This window comes from Leucobacter sp. cx-328 (assembly GCF_014530035.1).
GTDB lineage: Bacteria > Actinomycetota > Actinomycetes > Actinomycetales > Microbacteriaceae > Leucobacter.
The window spans coordinates 513,734-528,473 of sequence record NZ_JACVMX010000001.1 but is presented as its reverse complement, the minus strand read 5'-3'; the positions used below and the strand labels follow the sequence as shown (position 1 = coordinate 528,473).

The 14,740-nt window shown below is 62.6% G+C and carries 10 protein-coding genes; 5 read left to right on the top strand and 5 right to left on the bottom strand.

Features of this window, described 5'->3' with window-relative positions; translation table 11 throughout:
- Window positions 1-9: 9 nt before the first annotated feature.
- Entirely contained in the window at window positions 10-1,659 is a 1,650-nt protein-coding gene (locus tag ICL81_RS02195; RefSeq protein ID WP_188033328.1) for an ABC transporter substrate-binding protein, read from the bottom strand.
- A gap of 60 nt (window positions 1,660-1,719) precedes the next feature.
- Window positions 1,720-3,375 (bottom strand): amidohydrolase, encoded by a 1,656-nt coding sequence (locus tag ICL81_RS02190; RefSeq protein ID WP_188033327.1) that lies wholly within the window; start codon window positions 3,373-3,375, stop codon window positions 1,720-1,722.
- 150 nt (window positions 3,376-3,525) lie between these two features.
- On the opposite strand from ICL81_RS02190, the gene ICL81_RS02185 reads away from it, so the two are divergent.
- The gene (locus ICL81_RS02185) at window positions 3,526-4,212 is read left to right on the top strand and encodes a TetR/AcrR family transcriptional regulator (RefSeq protein WP_188033326.1); all 687 of its coding nucleotides are present in this window, start codon (window positions 3,526-3,528) and stop codon (window positions 4,210-4,212) included.
- Window positions 4,213-4,359: 147 nt separating this feature from the next.
- Here the strand turns inward: ICL81_RS02185 and ICL81_RS02180 are convergent, their stop codons facing one another.
- On the bottom strand, window positions 4,360-6,387 hold the full coding sequence (locus ICL81_RS02180) for a DEAD/DEAH box helicase (RefSeq protein ID WP_188033325.1): 2,028 nt from the start codon (window positions 6,385-6,387) through the stop codon (window positions 4,360-4,362).
- Between the two features lie 203 nt (window positions 6,388-6,590).
- Between ICL81_RS02180 and hutU the strand changes: the two genes are divergently transcribed.
- Both hutU and hutI read left to right on the top strand, forming a co-directional pair.
- Window positions 6,591-8,288 carry a urocanate hydratase gene (gene hutU / locus ICL81_RS02175; protein WP_188033324.1) on the top strand — a complete coding sequence of 566 codons (1,698 nt, stop codon included), beginning with the start codon at window positions 6,591-6,593 and terminating at the stop codon, window positions 8,286-8,288.
- Between the two features lie 18 nt (window positions 8,289-8,306).
- Window positions 8,307-9,518, top strand: coding sequence for an imidazolonepropionase (gene hutI / locus ICL81_RS02170; protein WP_188033323.1), 1,212 nt, complete (start codon window positions 8,307-8,309; stop codon window positions 9,516-9,518).
- 23 nt (window positions 9,519-9,541) lie between these two features.
- Here the strand turns inward: hutI and ICL81_RS02165 are convergent, their stop codons facing one another.
- Together ICL81_RS02165 and hutH are read right to left on the bottom strand one after the other, a co-directional pair.
- On the bottom strand, window positions 9,542-10,384 hold the full coding sequence (locus ICL81_RS02165) for an IclR family transcriptional regulator (RefSeq protein ID WP_188033322.1): 843 nt from the start codon (window positions 10,382-10,384) through the stop codon (window positions 9,542-9,544).
- A 79-nt stretch (window positions 10,385-10,463) separates the two neighbouring features.
- Entirely contained in the window at window positions 10,464-12,038 is a 1,575-nt protein-coding gene (gene hutH, locus ICL81_RS02160) for a histidine ammonia-lyase (protein WP_188033321.1), read from the bottom strand.
- Between the two features lie 203 nt (window positions 12,039-12,241).
- Between hutH and ICL81_RS02155 the strand changes: the two genes are divergently transcribed.
- Window positions 12,242-13,201 carry an arginase family protein gene (locus ICL81_RS02155; RefSeq protein WP_188033320.1) on the top strand — a complete coding sequence of 320 codons (960 nt, stop codon included), beginning with the start codon at window positions 12,242-12,244 and terminating at the stop codon, window positions 13,199-13,201.
- Window positions 13,202-13,212: 11 nt separating this feature from the next.
- Window positions 13,213-14,697 carry an amino acid permease gene (locus tag ICL81_RS02150; protein WP_188033319.1) on the top strand — a complete coding sequence of 495 codons (1,485 nt, stop codon included), beginning with the start codon at window positions 13,213-13,215 and terminating at the stop codon, window positions 14,695-14,697.
- The last annotated feature ends 43 nt before the right edge of the window (window positions 14,698-14,740 follow it).

The window sequence follows — 14,740 nt, the reverse complement described above, 5'->3', positions numbered from 1 at the left end:
GAGTCCTCGTTAGCGTGCGCCGAGCGTTGCCGCCCAGGGGTAGTACAGGAAGTTGATCGAGGGTGAGAGTCCGGTGACGCGTTCGCCCATGTACATGGCATTCGGTACTTCAACAAGCGGCAACCACGGAAGCTCAGCGTTTGCCAGCTGCTGCATGTCTGCGTTTACCTTGCTGCGTTCCTTCACGTCCATGGTGGTGACAGCCTGTTCGACGAGTGCGTCATACTCTGGGTTCGACCAGTTGCCATAGTTGCTGAATTCGCCGGTACGGAGGATGCCGAACATTTCCGCGGGATCCGGGCTCGATAGGTACCAGTTCGTGTAGAAGAGGTCCACGCCCTCACGCGCAGCAGGGTCAGCGAACAGCGTGGTGTAGGCCGCCGGGGTCACCGTGTCGATCTTGGCGTTCAGGCCGATTGATTTGGCTGCAGCAACAGTTGCCTGCGAGATGACGGTGAATTCTTGGCTGATTGGAGCACTCACGATAGTGAGTTCTGCACCCTCGAACCCTGCGTCCTGAACGAGCTTCTTCGCCGCTTCAACGTCAAAACCGTACGACTCAATGTCGGTGAACGCCCGCTCGCGGGCCGCAGGGTCAGCATCATTCCACACCGACTCGGTGGTGTACACATCAGTCACTTCACCAACGCCGCTGTATGCCGCGTCGAGAATTCCCTGGCGGTCGAGCGCCATGAGCAGTGCCTTACGCACGTTCACGTCACCAAGGGGCCCGTCGAGGTTTGAGACCACCATGTTTGCGACAGAGGTGTTCATACCGAAGAGGACGTCTCCCGAGCCCTTCGCTTGCAGCTCACGGATCGAATCCATTGGGAGGAGCCACGTGCCATCTACGTCGCCAGCCTTCAAAGCGTTGGTTCGCGCGTTTGCGTCCCCCATGAATACGAAGTCAAACTTTTCAGACTTCGCCTTGAGTTCTTCATTCCAATAGTCATCGAAGCGACTCAGCGAGATCTTCTCTCCTGATTTCCAGCTGTCGAACTTGAATGGGCCGGTGCAATTCACGCCGCCCGTGGAGTTTCCGTAGTCGCTACCGAGTTCGGCGAGTGTCGCCGCAGACTCGACGACACCTGCGGATCCGCCCATACCGAGGTTGAACTGTGAGTCAGGCTTTGACGTGGTGACCGTCACCTCCCAGTCGCCGGTCTTCTCAATAGAGGTGACGTACTGGTAGACGCTAAACCACGACGACCCGACCTCTGGATCAATGTGACGGGACATCGTTGCCACGACATCATCAGCAGTCATTTCAGTTCCGTCATGGAACTTCACACCCTGTCGAATCTGATACACCCACTTCGTCGGCTCTGGGTTTGAGAACGACTCAGCCAGACCGGGAGTCAGGCTGAAATCGGGGTTCAACCGCAACAGCGATTCACACACGTTCGCAAGAACCTGGTTATCTGAGTAATCGAAGGCGTACGCGTTATCGAGCGAGAACGGCTCCGCGTAGCTCGCCCAGGTGATCTGATCGATTTCACCCGACGGCGCTGCCGTTTGCTCGGTGAGCTTCCAGTCGACTGGCTCGCTGTTCCCACCGCCCGAGCCCGAACCAGAACACGCAGTGAGCGCAACGACGGTAATCGCTGCACCGATCACCGCAGCGCCGCGGCGCCCGCGGGTAAATGCTGAAACTGACATTGTTTTCTCCTTCGAAAACTGCGGCACTCCACTGTGCCAATGCGTTGAAAGTGGGGTGCCCTACTGGGCGCGGGCGAAGGCCTGGGAGCCTTCGATCCAGGTCTGCGTGACGGCGGCATCTGCGATGTCAGCCGGCGCGAGCGCGAACGGGTTAGGTTCGATCACGACGAGATTCGCGAGGTAGCCCTCACGGATCCAGCCGGTGTCGTGGTCACGGTGGTTTACGTATGCTGTGCCCGAGGTGTATGCGGCAAATGCGGTCGACAGCGCGAGGCACTGTTCCGCGCCACCGAGCGGGCCAGCGGTGATTCCGGGGCCAACGCGCGTCACACCAATGTGGATCGCGGCAAGCGGATCCGCCGTCGAAACCGGCCAATCGCTGCCCGCAGCGAGCCGCGCACCGTCACGGACAAGATCGCCGAACGGGTACTGGCGAGTTGCCGCGCGCTCGCTCATGAAAGGCAACGTAAGTGTGTCGAGCTGGTCTTCGTGGGTTGCCCACAGCATCTGCAGGTTGGCAACGGCGTCGACTTCGGCAAAGCGCGCAGTATCTTCGGCAGCGATCACCTGGAGATGGGCGAGGTGGTGACGGCCATCACTCGGGCCGTTCACCTTTCGTGCCGCCTCGACTGCGTCGAGTGCGTTACGAACCGCGCGGTCGCCGAGGGCGTGGAAGTGCACCTGCATACCGGCCGCGTCGATTTGCTGTACCGCGTCGGTGAGAATCTCTGCGGGGATAAAGGCGATGCCGTGATTGCAGGTGTGTTCGCCGTGTTCGTCGAGGTATGGGTCGAGCATTGACGCGGTGAAGTTCTCTGCAACACCGTCGACCATCATCTTGACCGTGCCGAGGTTGAAACGGTTCGAGGTGCCGCTTGCGACGCTCGCGTCGCGGCGAGCGATGATCTCGGGGATCTGGTCGAGACCGCGATCGCGCTCCCACCACTGTGAGCCGGTCACGTGCACGCGCAGGGTGCCTTCCGCGACCGCGCGCTCATACGCCTCAAGTGTGCCAGTGCCAGGTCCGTCCGAACCCACCCACGCATCTTGCCAACCGGTCACGCCCTGCGCAATGAGTTCCGTTTGTGCATGCAGGAGGCCTCGGTAGGTGAGATCCGCAGACGATTCGGGTTTGACCTCATTGAAGAGATTCATTGCCCCTTCGTGGAAGGTACCTGCGGGGAATCCGTCCGACTCGCGCTCGATACGACCGTCCTTTGGGTCTGCAGTTTGCGCGGTCAGGCCGGCAAGCTCAATTGCGCGAGTATTAGCCCAGACACTGTGGTGATCGCGACTCGACAACACCACTGGTCGGTCACTCACGATCGCATCGATGAGATCACGTGTGGGGGCACCACCTTCGAAGTGGTCCATCGACCAGCCCGCGCCAAGGATCCAGACTTCATCTGGGTTCGCGACTGCGTACTCCGAGATGAGGCGCACGCTATCACCCGCGTTCTCCGACTCGGTTAGATCGCACTGCAGCGCTTCAACGCCGCCGCCGATCGGGTGAATGTGCGCGTCCTGGAACCCGGGTGAGAGCAGGGCGCCAGCCAGGTCGATGACCTTGGTGTCTGGCCCGGTAATGCGTGTGGCATCGTTCGCGGCAACGATCGCGGTAATACGGTCGCCGCTGATACCAATTGCGAGATCCGTTCGCGGATCTCCCTCACCAGTAAACACGGCTCCGCCGGTGAACAGAACGTCAACGTTCATGCTTCCTCTTTCGACTCTGAAATCAGGTTGATTCGGAGCTTATTCGGGAAACATTCTTTTTGTCAAAGGCATTGACAACCTTTCTGACATTGATAGGTTTAGTTCGCATGCGTGAGATGCTCTACGCTGGCAGAAAGACAAAGGGGTGACATGACGACCGCAACACGAACCGTGCGCACTGGGCCGCGAAAGGTTCGCCTCGACACACAAAAGATCATCGCTGCAGGCCTGAAAGTCGCCACAGAGCAGCGTTCCTCGACGTTCTCCGCCAAACACCTTGGCGCTGAGCTTGGAGTTGATCCGTCAGCGGTCTACCGTCATTTCCGCAGCAAGAGCCACCTCATGGAGGCGCTGCTCGATGAGCTCCACGTACGCGCGCTCGCGAGCATTACCGCCACGCCAGACGATTGGCGCGGTCGCATCCAGGGACTCGCAGATGGCACCCTTCGCGAGTACTGCGAGCATCCGGCGATCGCAGCAGAGGCGATGACGCTCACCACGCACGGCCCCGGTGAGTTCGGCGCAATGGAGCTCATCCTTAGCGCGCTTTCCACATGTGGCCTTGACGAAGTCGGTGTACTCCAGCATTATTCACTCATCTCTTCATACACACTCTCCATGTCGTCGGGCATCGCGCGCGCACGCGCCGATGATGGCGGCACATCCGGCGAACCGAGTGGGCCGGAGCGCTGGGTCGAGGGACCGCTGCACGCTGATCCGCGCACCTATCCGCACATTGCCCACTACTCCTCGAGACTGACCGAACTCGATGACCAGGCGATCTTCCTCGCGGGCATCAACGCGCTGCTGGACGCGGCAGAGCGCGACGCTCGGTAACGAAGCCAGCACGCTTTGCATGTACGCACTTGGCTTGCGCTGCCAAGCGCGGGTGCGCTCGACGGTTGCCCGGGCATGCAAAAGCGGCGGGGAGCCGAAGCTCACCCGCCGCTTGAAGTCATCGCTCAGTGAGCGACGCTGAACGCCTTACCAGCGCGGCTTGCGCTTGCCGTCTGCGCGGTCGTTACCGAAGTCACGGCCGCCGCCACGGTTGTCGCGATCCCAACTGTTGCCGCCACCACGGTTGTCGCGATCGCCACCGCGGTAACCACCACGGTCATTGCGATCGCCACCGCGGTAACCACCACGGTCACCGCCGCGATCGTTACGGTCGCCACCGCGGTAACCACCACGGTCATTGCGATCGCCACCACGGTAACCACCACGGTCGCCACCGCGATCGTTACGGTCACGATCACCCTTGAAGTCCCAACCCTTGCCGCGCGGGCTGGGGCCTGAATCTTCGCGGATCTCGATGGCCTTGCCACCGATCTTGGTCGACTTGAGCGACTCGAGTGCGCTTTCCGAAATGTTTGCGGGGAGCTCGACGAGCGAGAAGTCATCGCGCACCTGGATGCGTCCGAAGTCATCGCGGCTCAGACCACCCTCGTTCGCAATGGCGCCGACGATCTGACCGGGCTGCACGCGCTGGCGACGGCCAACCTCGATGCGGTAGGTCTTGAGATCGTCACGGCGCTGGCGGGGACCACGGTCCTGACGAGGTGCACGGTTGTCGTCGCGACCCGTGTCCTCCAGGAAGCGGCTCGCCTGCTTGCGATCGCGATCGAACTTTGCGTCATCTGCCTCGGTGAGGAGGAGCGGGGTGTCACCCTGTGCAACAACAGCGAGTGCTGCAGCAACGTCTGCCTCAGCAACGTCGTGGTTACGCACGTAGTGCTCGATGATCTCGCGGAAGCGGCTGATACGAGCGGTCTCGCCGAGAGCCGTCGTGATCTCATCATCGAAGCGGGTCAGACGCGTTGCATTGACCTCTTCGATACGAGGAAGCGGCATCTGGGTGAGCGGCTGCTTGGTAGCGCGCTCGATTGCCTTGAGCATACGCTGCTCGCGAGGAGTAACGAAGCTGATCGCGTCGCCGGTACGGCCCGCACGGCCGGTACGGCCAATACGGTGAACGTACGACTCGGTGTCGATCGGGAGGTCGTAGTTGATGACGTGGCTGATGCGCTCAACGTCAAGACCACGAGCTGCAACGTCGGTCGCAACGAGGATATCGAGCTTGCCATCCTTCAGCGCCTGAACGGTACGCTCACGCTGCGCCTGCTGGATGTCACCGTTGATCGCCGCTGCCGAGTAACCGCGAGCGCGCAGCTTCTCAGCCACCTGCTCCGAGTCGCCACGGGTACGGGTGAAGACAATGAGGCCGTCGAAGTTCTCAACCTCGAGCACGCGGGTCAGCGCGTCAAGCTTCTGCATGTACGACACCACGGTGTAACGCTGCGTGATGGTCGAGCTCGTCTGGGTCTTACCAGCGATCTTGACCTCTTGCGGGTCGTTCAGGTACTTCTGCGAGATGCGGCGAATCTGAGCGGGCATCGTCGCCGAGAAGAGAGCAACCTGCTTCTCAGTCGGGGTGTCAGCGAGGATCGTCTCGACGTCTTCAGCGAAGCCCATCTTCAGCATCTCATCAGCCTCATCAAGCACGAGGTACTTGATCTGCGAGAGATCGAGCGAACCGCGCTTCATGTGGTCCATGACACGGCCGGGGGTACCCACGACGATGTCAACGCCGCGGCGCAGTGCCGACAGCTGCTGGCCGTATGCCTGGCCACCGTAGACGGGAAGGAGCTTTACCTTCGGGAGGTGAGTTGCGTAGCTTTCGAAAGCTTCGCACACCTGGAGCGCGAGCTCACGGGTCGGGGCAAGCACAATCGCCTGCGGTGCGCCTTCACCAGGCTGGATTCGGGAAAGGATCGGGAGTGCAAATGCAGCGGTCTTACCGGTACCCGTCTGGGCAAGTCCGACGACATCGCGGCCCTCAAGGAGCACTGGAATCGTCGCGGCCTGAATGGCGGAGGGAGTTTCGTATCCCACATCGGTAATAGCCTGCAGAACGTTGGGCTCGAGGCCCAAGTCTGCAAAGGTCATGCGCTCGCTCTCGGGGGCAGCAGCAGTTTCGCCGGCTTCAGTCGCGGCGTTCTCAGAAGAGGTCATCATATTAGCTTACCGCGAAAATATCGAGCATTCAGCATGTCAGTGTTTTATTCGGCTCGTTTTCAGCCAAAATTCGGCTCGAATTCAGCAACTTTGAGGCCTCAAGCGTCTGGGATCCCAGACAACTACGGCCACTCCCCCGTTGTTTAAGGCGAAGAAGCACGGTGTCATGGAAGCAGTCACATTCCCAGGAAAGGAACACCATGACACTCCCCGGCGCACGCTCAGTGAGGAGCCCGCGAGGCACCAACATCAGCGCAAAGAGCTGGCAGACCGAAGCCCCGCTTCGTATGCTCATGAACAATCTTGACCCCGAGGTGGCAGAGCGTCCTGACGATCTCGTCGTCTACGGTGGCACTGGCCGGGCAGCTCGTAGCTGGGAGGCATTCGACGCTATCGTCGACACCCTTCGCGACCTCGAGGAAGACGAGACACTTCTCGTACAGTCAGGAAAGCCCGTCGGCGTGTTCCGCACGAATGTGTGGGCACCACGCGTTATTCTCGCGAACTCCAACCTTGTCGGCGACTGGGCAACGTGGCCAGAGTTCCGCAAGCTCGAGGCAGAGGGCCTCATGATGTACGGCCAGATGACGGCCGGCTCATGGATCTACATCGGTACCCAGGGCATCCTGCAGGGCACCTTCGAGACGTTTGCCGCGATCGCGCGCAAGAAGTATGGCGGATCACTCGCAGGCACCATCACCCTCACGGGTGGCTGCGGCGGCATGGGCGGCGCCCAGCCACTCTCCGTCACCCTGAATGACGGCGCATGCCTCATCGTCGATGTCGACGAGACGCGCCTGCAGCGCCGCGCTGGCAAGCGCTACCTCGACGAGGTCGTCACCGATATCGACGAAGCGCTCGCCAAGGTGCAGCAGGCGAAGGACGAAAAGCGTGGCTGGTCTGTCGGCCTCGTTGGCAACGCAGCGGAGGTCTTCCCCGAGATTCTCCGCCGCCACCGGGCTGGCGAAATCACGATCGACATCGTGACTGACCAGACCTCGGCGCACGATCCGCTCTCATACCTTCCTGTCGGGTACGACGTCGCCGATTGGCAGGAGCGCGCGGCAGCCGACCCCAAGACCTTCACCGCCGATGCGCAGTCCGCGATGGCCGCACACGTTCGCGCGATGGTTGAATTCCAAGACGCTGGCGCAGAGGTCTTCGACTACGGCAACTCGATCCGCGACGAAGCTCGCAAGGGCGGCTACGACCGCGCCTTCGAATTCCCTGGCTTCGTTCCGGCATACATCCGTCCGCTCTTCTGCGAGGGCCTTGGCCCGTTCCGCTGGGCAGCACTCTCGGGTGACCCAGAAGACATCCGCGTCACCGACGAGGCAATCCTCGAACTCTTCCCTGAGAACGCGCACCTGCACCGCTGGATCCGCGCCGCTCAGGAGCGCGTCGAATTCGAGGGCCTGCCCGCTCGCATCTGCTGGCTGGGTTACGGCGATCGCGCCCGCGCAGCCGTCCGGTTCAACGAACTCGTCGCTGAGGGCAAACTCAAGGCACCAATCGTCATCGGACGCGACCACCTCGATTCCGGCTCGGTCGCATCGCCCTACCGAGAAACCGAGGCCATGGCCGACGGCTCAGACGCGATCGCCGACTGGCCCCTCCTCAACGCTCTCACCGCAACCTCCTCCGGCGCGACCTGGGTCTCGCTGCACCACGGAGGTGGCGTCGGCATCGGCCGTTCGATCCATTCAGGCCAGGTCTCGGTCGCTGACGGCACCGAGCTCGCGGCACAGAAGCTCGAGCGCCTACTCACGAATGACCCGGGTATGGGCGTGATCCGCCACGTCGATGCCGGTTATCAGCGCGCGGTCGATGTCGCGAAAGAGCGCGGCGTCAGGGTTCCCATGGAGCCCGTGATCCGCAACACTGATCAGAGCTGGTAACTCACCGAAGAAGGCACGATGTCTGACTCCATCCTCATTACAAATATCGGCGAGCTGACCACCAACGATGATGCGAACAGCGGCCGGCTGCACGACGCCGCCGTCGTCATCGAAGGTGGGCGGATCGCCTGGACCGGGCAGGCGCCACACGCCCCGGCGGCAGATACGCACGTTGATGCCGCCGGTCGCGCGGTGCTCCCTGGCTGGGTAGATTCGCACACCCACATGGTCTTTGCTGGCGACCGCACGGCTGAGTTCGAGGCCCGGATGGCAGGTGACTCCTACGCCGCGGGTGGCATCAACGTCACTGTTGACGCCACCCGCGCTGCGACCGACGCCGAGCTCACCGCGAACCTCACCCGCCTGGTCGATGAAGCCAGGCGCGGCGGCACCACCACGCTCGAGACGAAGACTGGCTACGGTCTGACGGTCGCTGACGAGCTGCGATCCGCACGAGTCGCGGGAACGGTTGCCGACGCGGTGACGTTCTTGGGAGCGCACCTGGTTCCTGCTGGGGCGGATCCGCTCGCCTACCTCTCCCTCGTCACTGGCGAGATGATGACCGCGGTCGCACCCCATGTGAGCGCCGTTGACGTATTCTGCGAGACCGGTGCATTCGACGGCGACGCGTCTCGTGAGGTGCTCGCAGCTGCGCAGGCGCACGGACTCGCAACCCGCGTGCACGGCAACCAGCTCGGGCATGGCCCCGGCGTGCAGCTCGCGGTCGAACACAGCTCACTCAGCGTCGATCACGTCGCGTTTCTCACGCCTGGCGATATCGACGCGCTTGCTGACTCGTGGACCGGCGGATCACGCGGGACGGTCGCGACGGTCCTGCCCGCGTGTGACCTGTCGACGCGCATGCCGCTCGCGCCGGCTCGCGAGCTCGTCGATGCCGGCGCCGTGATCGCGCTCGCGTCGAACTGCAACCCGGGCACCTCGTACACGAGCTCGATGGCGTTCTGCGTCACGACGGCCGTGCTGCAGATGCGCCTCACTGTGCAGGAGGCAGTGCGCGCAGCGACCCTCGGTGGCGCAATCGCGCTGGGAATGCACGAAGATGGGTGGCTCGATCCGCGCGGTGTCGCACAGCCGCGGGTCGGCGTGATTGCGCCCGGCGCGCGCGCTGATCTCCACCTCATCAACGCCCCATCGGTGACGCACCTCGCGTATCGCCCTGGCATGCCGCTCACCGCTGGTGTCTGGCGCGCGGGCGAACGAATCATTTAGCCCTGCACGACTCAGAACCTGCGCTACGAGGCAACTCGACGACCGTGGATGCGCGCTGACAGCGCCTCCGCGGTCGTTCGCACGTCTGCAGCGAGCGCGGTGACTTGCGCCTCGGTGAGGCGCTGCTCGGGAAACGTCACCGCGATTGCCGCGACGGGCCAGCCGCGATGATCAAGGACAGGGAGCCCGACTGAGGCAAGGCCGTCAGTGATGTCTCCTCGCTCAAGCGCGTAGCCTCGGTTCAGCGTGTCATCGAGAACTGAGCGGAGCCGAGAATACCGATCGATCTGCCCAGGTGAGCCACTCCGGCTCACAAACGCGTCACTGCTCGGGTAGAGCGCTCGCACCTGCGCCTTCGACATCATCGAGAGGATCGCACGACCACTGGCGGTGAGATGCATGGGCAACCGCACGTCAACGTCGGTGACGAGCGGGGGTGACCCAGCCGCGCGTTCCTCAATCACATAGAGCACGTCTCGCCCGTGCGGCACGGCGAGGTGACCGCTCACGCCAACGCGGTCGACGAGTGCGGCGAGCAGCGGCCGGCCGATGCGTGTGAGGGGCTCTTGACGTTCGTACGCAGAACTCAGCGCAACCGCGGCGATACCAAGGCCGTAGCGCCGTTCTTCTGGCAGGTGCAAGACGTAGCCGTGTTCTTGGAGTGTGCCGAGCAGGTGATAGACGGTCGAGCGTGGAATGTCGAGTTGTGACGCGATCATCGTTGCGGCCATCGGTCCGCGTGAGGTCGCAAGCAAGCTCAAGATTCGAAGCGTCTGGTCGGCGGCAGGGACCTTCGACGTCGCCACCAGCTGAGCCGCCGGGTCTCCGTTTCGTCGGGTTGCCGCGGTGGGGTGTTGCTCGTTCATGCTCTCGCTTTGTGTTCGGCACTGAATGCGTTGGGTGCCCTGTGAGTTAATCACAGGGCACCCAACGGGAACCAGCAGGCTAGGCGAACTGGCCAGCAATGACCTGTTCTGCAGTGTTGCGCACGGCACCGGTCGCGACGAAGGAGTACGCCGCCTCGATAGTGGGCGACAGGAACGAATCGGTGTCGGGCGCACTGATCTCGGTGCGGAACAGAGCGTGGATCGCCTGTGTCACTGCCGCGGGATTACCGGCTCCCTCAGCCTGCGCACGGAAGTCGAGCGCTCGTGTCGATGCGAGGAGTTCGATACCGAGCACGCGTGACAGCCCGTCGACACCGCGGCGCAGCTTGCGCGCTGCATGCCATCCCATTGACACGTGGTCTTCTTGCATGGCCGATGACGGGATCGAATCAACCGAGGCGGGAACCGCGAGGCGCTTGAGTTCCGACACTATGCCGGCAGCGGTGTACTGCGCGATCATGAGGCCAGAGTCGAGGCCGGCGTCTGCCGCGAGGAACGGCGGCAGGCCGTGGTTGCGAGCCACGTCGAGGAAGCGGTCGGTGCGACGCTCCGAGATGCTTGCGACGTCAGCAACAGCGATCGCGAGAAAGTCGAGGACGTATGCCACTGGCGCGCCATGGAAGTTGCCGTTCGATTCGACGCGACCGTCGGGCAGCACCACGGGGTTGTCAATCGCTGAGCGGAGCTCGATCGCTGCGACGCGCGCAGCGTGCTCAGCGGTGTCGCGAGCGGCGCCGTGCACCTGGGGTGAGCAGCGGAGCGAGTAGGCATCTTGCACGCGGGTGAACTCGCCCTCGGTCGGGCGCTGCACAAGGGTCGAGTCTTCGAGCACGCGGAGCATGTTCGCAGCTGCGCGCCCCTGACCGGGGTGCGGGCGGAGCTCGTGCAGATCCGCCGCGAATACTGCGTCAGTGCCAGTCAACGCCTCGACGCTTGCTGCGGCCGCGATGTCAGCGGTCACGAACAGCGTCGAAAGGTCGTGGAGCGCAAGGCACAGCATGCCAAGCATGCCGTCCGTGCCGTTGATGAGCGCCAGACCTTCCTTCTCAGCAAGCACCAATGGCTCAATGCCAGCTGCGGCGAGCGCTTCGGCTGCGGGGATCGGGGCGGTGTGCGGATCGCGACTCACTCGAACGTCACCCTCACCCATCAGTGTGAGTGCACAGTGCGCGAGCGGGCTGAGGTCTCCCGAGCAGCCAAGTGAGCCGTACTCGTGCACGACCGGTGTGATACCAGCGTTGATGATCGCGGCGTAGGTGTCGACCACGACCGGGCGCACACCCGTGCGGCCTGAGGCAAGGGTGTTGAGGCGCAGCAGCATGAGCGCGCGAACGACCTCACGCTCAACCTCTGCACCGGTGCCAGCTGCGTGCGAGCGAATGAGGCTGCGCTGGAGCTGCTGACGCTTCTCAACGGGAATCTGCACCTTTGCGAGTGCACCGAAGCCGGTCGAGACGCCGTAGTGCGGACGACTATCGTTCGCAAGGTCTTCGATGACCTGACGGCTCGCGGCAACGCGAGCGAGGCCTGCCGCGGCGATCTCAACTCGCGCGTCTGCGCGGGCGACGCTCACGACGTCTGCAATGGTCAAGGGGGCGGCGCCAAGGACGACAGCTTCGGTGTGATTGTTCATACGTCTGATTGTGAGCGCGTGCGAGCCCCTATTCCACAAGAAACTCCCGCCTTGTGTCTGGGATCCCAGACACAAGGCGTTTAGCTCCCTAGAATTGAGGCTATGCGTTACGCCCCCGCCGATTCGATACGTCTGGGATCCCAGACGAAAGCGGGATTCGCCCCCTTGTTCGACCACAGCACGCCGATGCTACGGTCACAAGCATGAGCAACGATGCCGTAATTCCGAAGCCCCTGTCCCATGATCCCGCGTGGCCCCGCACGGGCAACTGGGCCAGTGCCGAAACCGCACCAGCAGACCTCATCGTCGTCGGAATTCCGACCTCGGCGACCTCCCTATCTCCCACGAACGCGCACGAGACGCCAGCTGCTATCCGCGCCGCCCTGCAGCGCTACTCCAGCCACGTTGTCGCCGCAGGCGCACCAGACACTCGCGGTGCAGAACGAGAGCTCGTGCTCGACGAAGCGCTCCGAATTCTCGATGCCGGTGACGTCGACTCCCCCGATACGGAGGAAGGCGAGATCGCCGCAGCGGCGATTGTCCAAGCGCTCGCTGCAAGGTCAGAGCTCGTCGTCGCGCTTGGCGGCGATAACGCCCTCACCGTGCCCGCAGCACTCGGCGTCGCTGGCGGCCAACTCGCAACCGCAGGGCTCATCACCCTCGACGCACACCACGACCTTCGTGATGGTCGCTCCAACGGTTCACCCGTGCGCCGCCTGGTTGAAGCAGGTCTCGACCCCACGCGCATCGTGCAGATTGGCATCGCCGACTTTGCGAATTCCCGAGCGTACCGAGAACGAGCGCAGCAGCTCGGAATTACCGTGATTCACCGCACTGAACTTTTCGAACGCCCAATCTCGGCTATCGTCGAAGAGGCTCTCAGCATCGCGGGCTCGGCAGGTGGCCCGATTCACGTTGACCTTGACGTGGACGTCTGCGATCGTTCGGTCGCACCTGGTTGTCCGGCCTCGATTCCCGGCGGAATCCAAGCACACGAACTCCGCAGCATCACCCGACTGCTCGCGGCCGATGCTCGCGTGCGTGGTATCGATCTCGCTGAGGTTGATGCCACTGCCGATAGCGCGGATCAGCGCACCGTGCGGCTCGCCGCCCTGTGCGTCCTCGAAGCAGCAGCCGGTCTCGCCGAGCGCCTCGGCAAATAGTAGGAAGCAACATGGGTCACACAGACACCCCAGCTCAGGAAGCAACACTGAAGCGCGGTCTCACCGCACGTCACATTCGGTTCATGGCACTCGGCTCAGCCATCGGCACGGGCCTGTTCATGGGATCGTCAAGCGCGATTCAAACGGCAGGCCCCTCAGTACTGCTCGCCTACATCATCGGCGGTGCCGCGGTCTTCATGGTCATGCGCGCCCTCGGCGAGATGGTCGTACGCTACCCGGTCTCTGGCTCATTCGGTCAGTACGCCTCGCGCTATATCCACCCGTTCGCGGGGTTCCTCGTTGGCTGGAGCTTCGCGTTTGAGATGTTTCTTGTCGCGGTCTTCGATGCCACGGCCGTCGGCGTCTACATGAGGTTCTGGTTCCCAGATGTCTCGCAATGGATCTGGGTACTCGCGGTCATCTTCTTCCTCGCGGCCATCAACCTCGTTAGCGTGAAGGTCTTTGGCGAGCTTGAATTCTGGTTCTCACTCCTCAAAGTCACTGCCATCGTCGTCTTTATCGCCGCAGGCATCGGCATCATATTGTTCGGCTTTGGCAGCGCAGAGAATTCGAACATGGGTCTGCACAATCTTGTCGACCACGGCGGCTTCATGCCGCACGGCATCGGCGGCTTCCTCGCGTCCTTCACCATCGTGATGTTCGCGTTCGGTGGCATCGAGATCATCGGCATCACGGCTGGTGAGGCGCAGAACCCCAAGCAGGTGCTGCCGAAGGCGATCAACTCGGTCCCCGTGCGGATTCTGCTCTTCTACGTGCTCACGCTCGGCGTCATCATGTGCATCCAGCCGTGGGTCGACATCACGGGTGACACAAGCCCGTTTGTGTCGATTTTCGAGTCGATCGGGTTCCAGGCAGCAGCAGCGGTCTTCAACGTCATTCTGATTACGGCCGCGCTCTCGGCAATGAACGCAGATGTTTATGGTGCTGGTCGCATGATTCACGGCCTTGCCGAGCAGGGCCACGCGCCTCGGGGGTTCATGCGCACGACCCGTAACGGCGTGCCCATCATGACCGTGCTCGCGATGATCATCGCGCTCCTCATTGGCGTCGTGCTCAACTTCCTCTACCCCGATCAGGTACTGTTCTTGCTCGGAGCACTCGCCACCTTTGCAACGGTGCTCGTGTGGCTCGTGATTCTCATCGCGCACATTCGCATGAAGCGCGAGGTCGAACGAGAGCATCGCCTGCCGAGCGAATTCCCCGTGCCGCTCTGGCCAGTCGGCTCGTACCTTGCCGTGGCGTTCATCCTGTTCGTCATCGTGATGGTCGGCATAGTGCCCGAGTCACGCCCTGCCCTGTGGGTCGGCCTCGTCTGGATCGCACTCCTCGCGGTCTGCTACAAGCTTTTCGTGCCTGCGCGAGGCCGTCTGCCTTTCCAGCTCGTTGACCAGACCGAACGCATCGATGTGGTGCAGCCATCAGCAGCCGATATCGCTGAGCGCGCTGCGGCAGACGCCGCTTCTGACAAGGAATAACTGCACCGCACACAGGAGAAGGGCCGCCTCGATTTGCTCGAGG

What these genes read in the sequence shown, in the direction of transcription:
- ICL81_RS02195 (WP_188033328.1), bottom strand. Translation starts at nt 1,659, where the DNA reads ATGTCAGTTTCAGCATTTACCCGCGGGCGCCGCGGCGCTGCGGTGATC.
- ICL81_RS02190 (WP_188033327.1), bottom strand. Translation starts at nt 3,375, where the DNA reads ATGAACGTTGACGTTCTGTTCACCGGCGGAGCCGTGTTTACTGGTGAG.
- ICL81_RS02185 (WP_188033326.1), top strand. Translation starts at nt 3,526, where the DNA reads ATGACGACCGCAACACGAACCGTGCGCACTGGGCCGCGAAAGGTTCGC.
- ICL81_RS02180 (WP_188033325.1), bottom strand. Translation starts at nt 6,387, where the DNA reads ATGACCTCTTCTGAGAACGCCGCGACTGAAGCCGGCGAAACTGCTGCT.
- hutU (WP_188033324.1), top strand. Translation starts at nt 6,591, where the DNA reads ATGACACTCCCCGGCGCACGCTCAGTGAGGAGCCCGCGAGGCACCAAC.
- hutI (WP_188033323.1), top strand. Translation starts at nt 8,307, where the DNA reads ATGTCTGACTCCATCCTCATTACAAATATCGGCGAGCTGACCACCAAC.
- ICL81_RS02165 (WP_188033322.1), bottom strand. Translation starts at nt 10,384, where the DNA reads ATGAACGAGCAACACCCCACCGCGGCAACCCGACGAAACGGAGACCCG.
- hutH (WP_188033321.1), bottom strand. Translation starts at nt 12,038, where the DNA reads ATGAACAATCACACCGAAGCTGTCGTCCTTGGCGCCGCCCCCTTGACC.
- ICL81_RS02155 (WP_188033320.1), top strand. Translation starts at nt 12,242, where the DNA reads ATGAGCAACGATGCCGTAATTCCGAAGCCCCTGTCCCATGATCCCGCG.
- ICL81_RS02150 (WP_188033319.1), top strand. Translation starts at nt 13,213, where the DNA reads ATGGGTCACACAGACACCCCAGCTCAGGAAGCAACACTGAAGCGCGGT.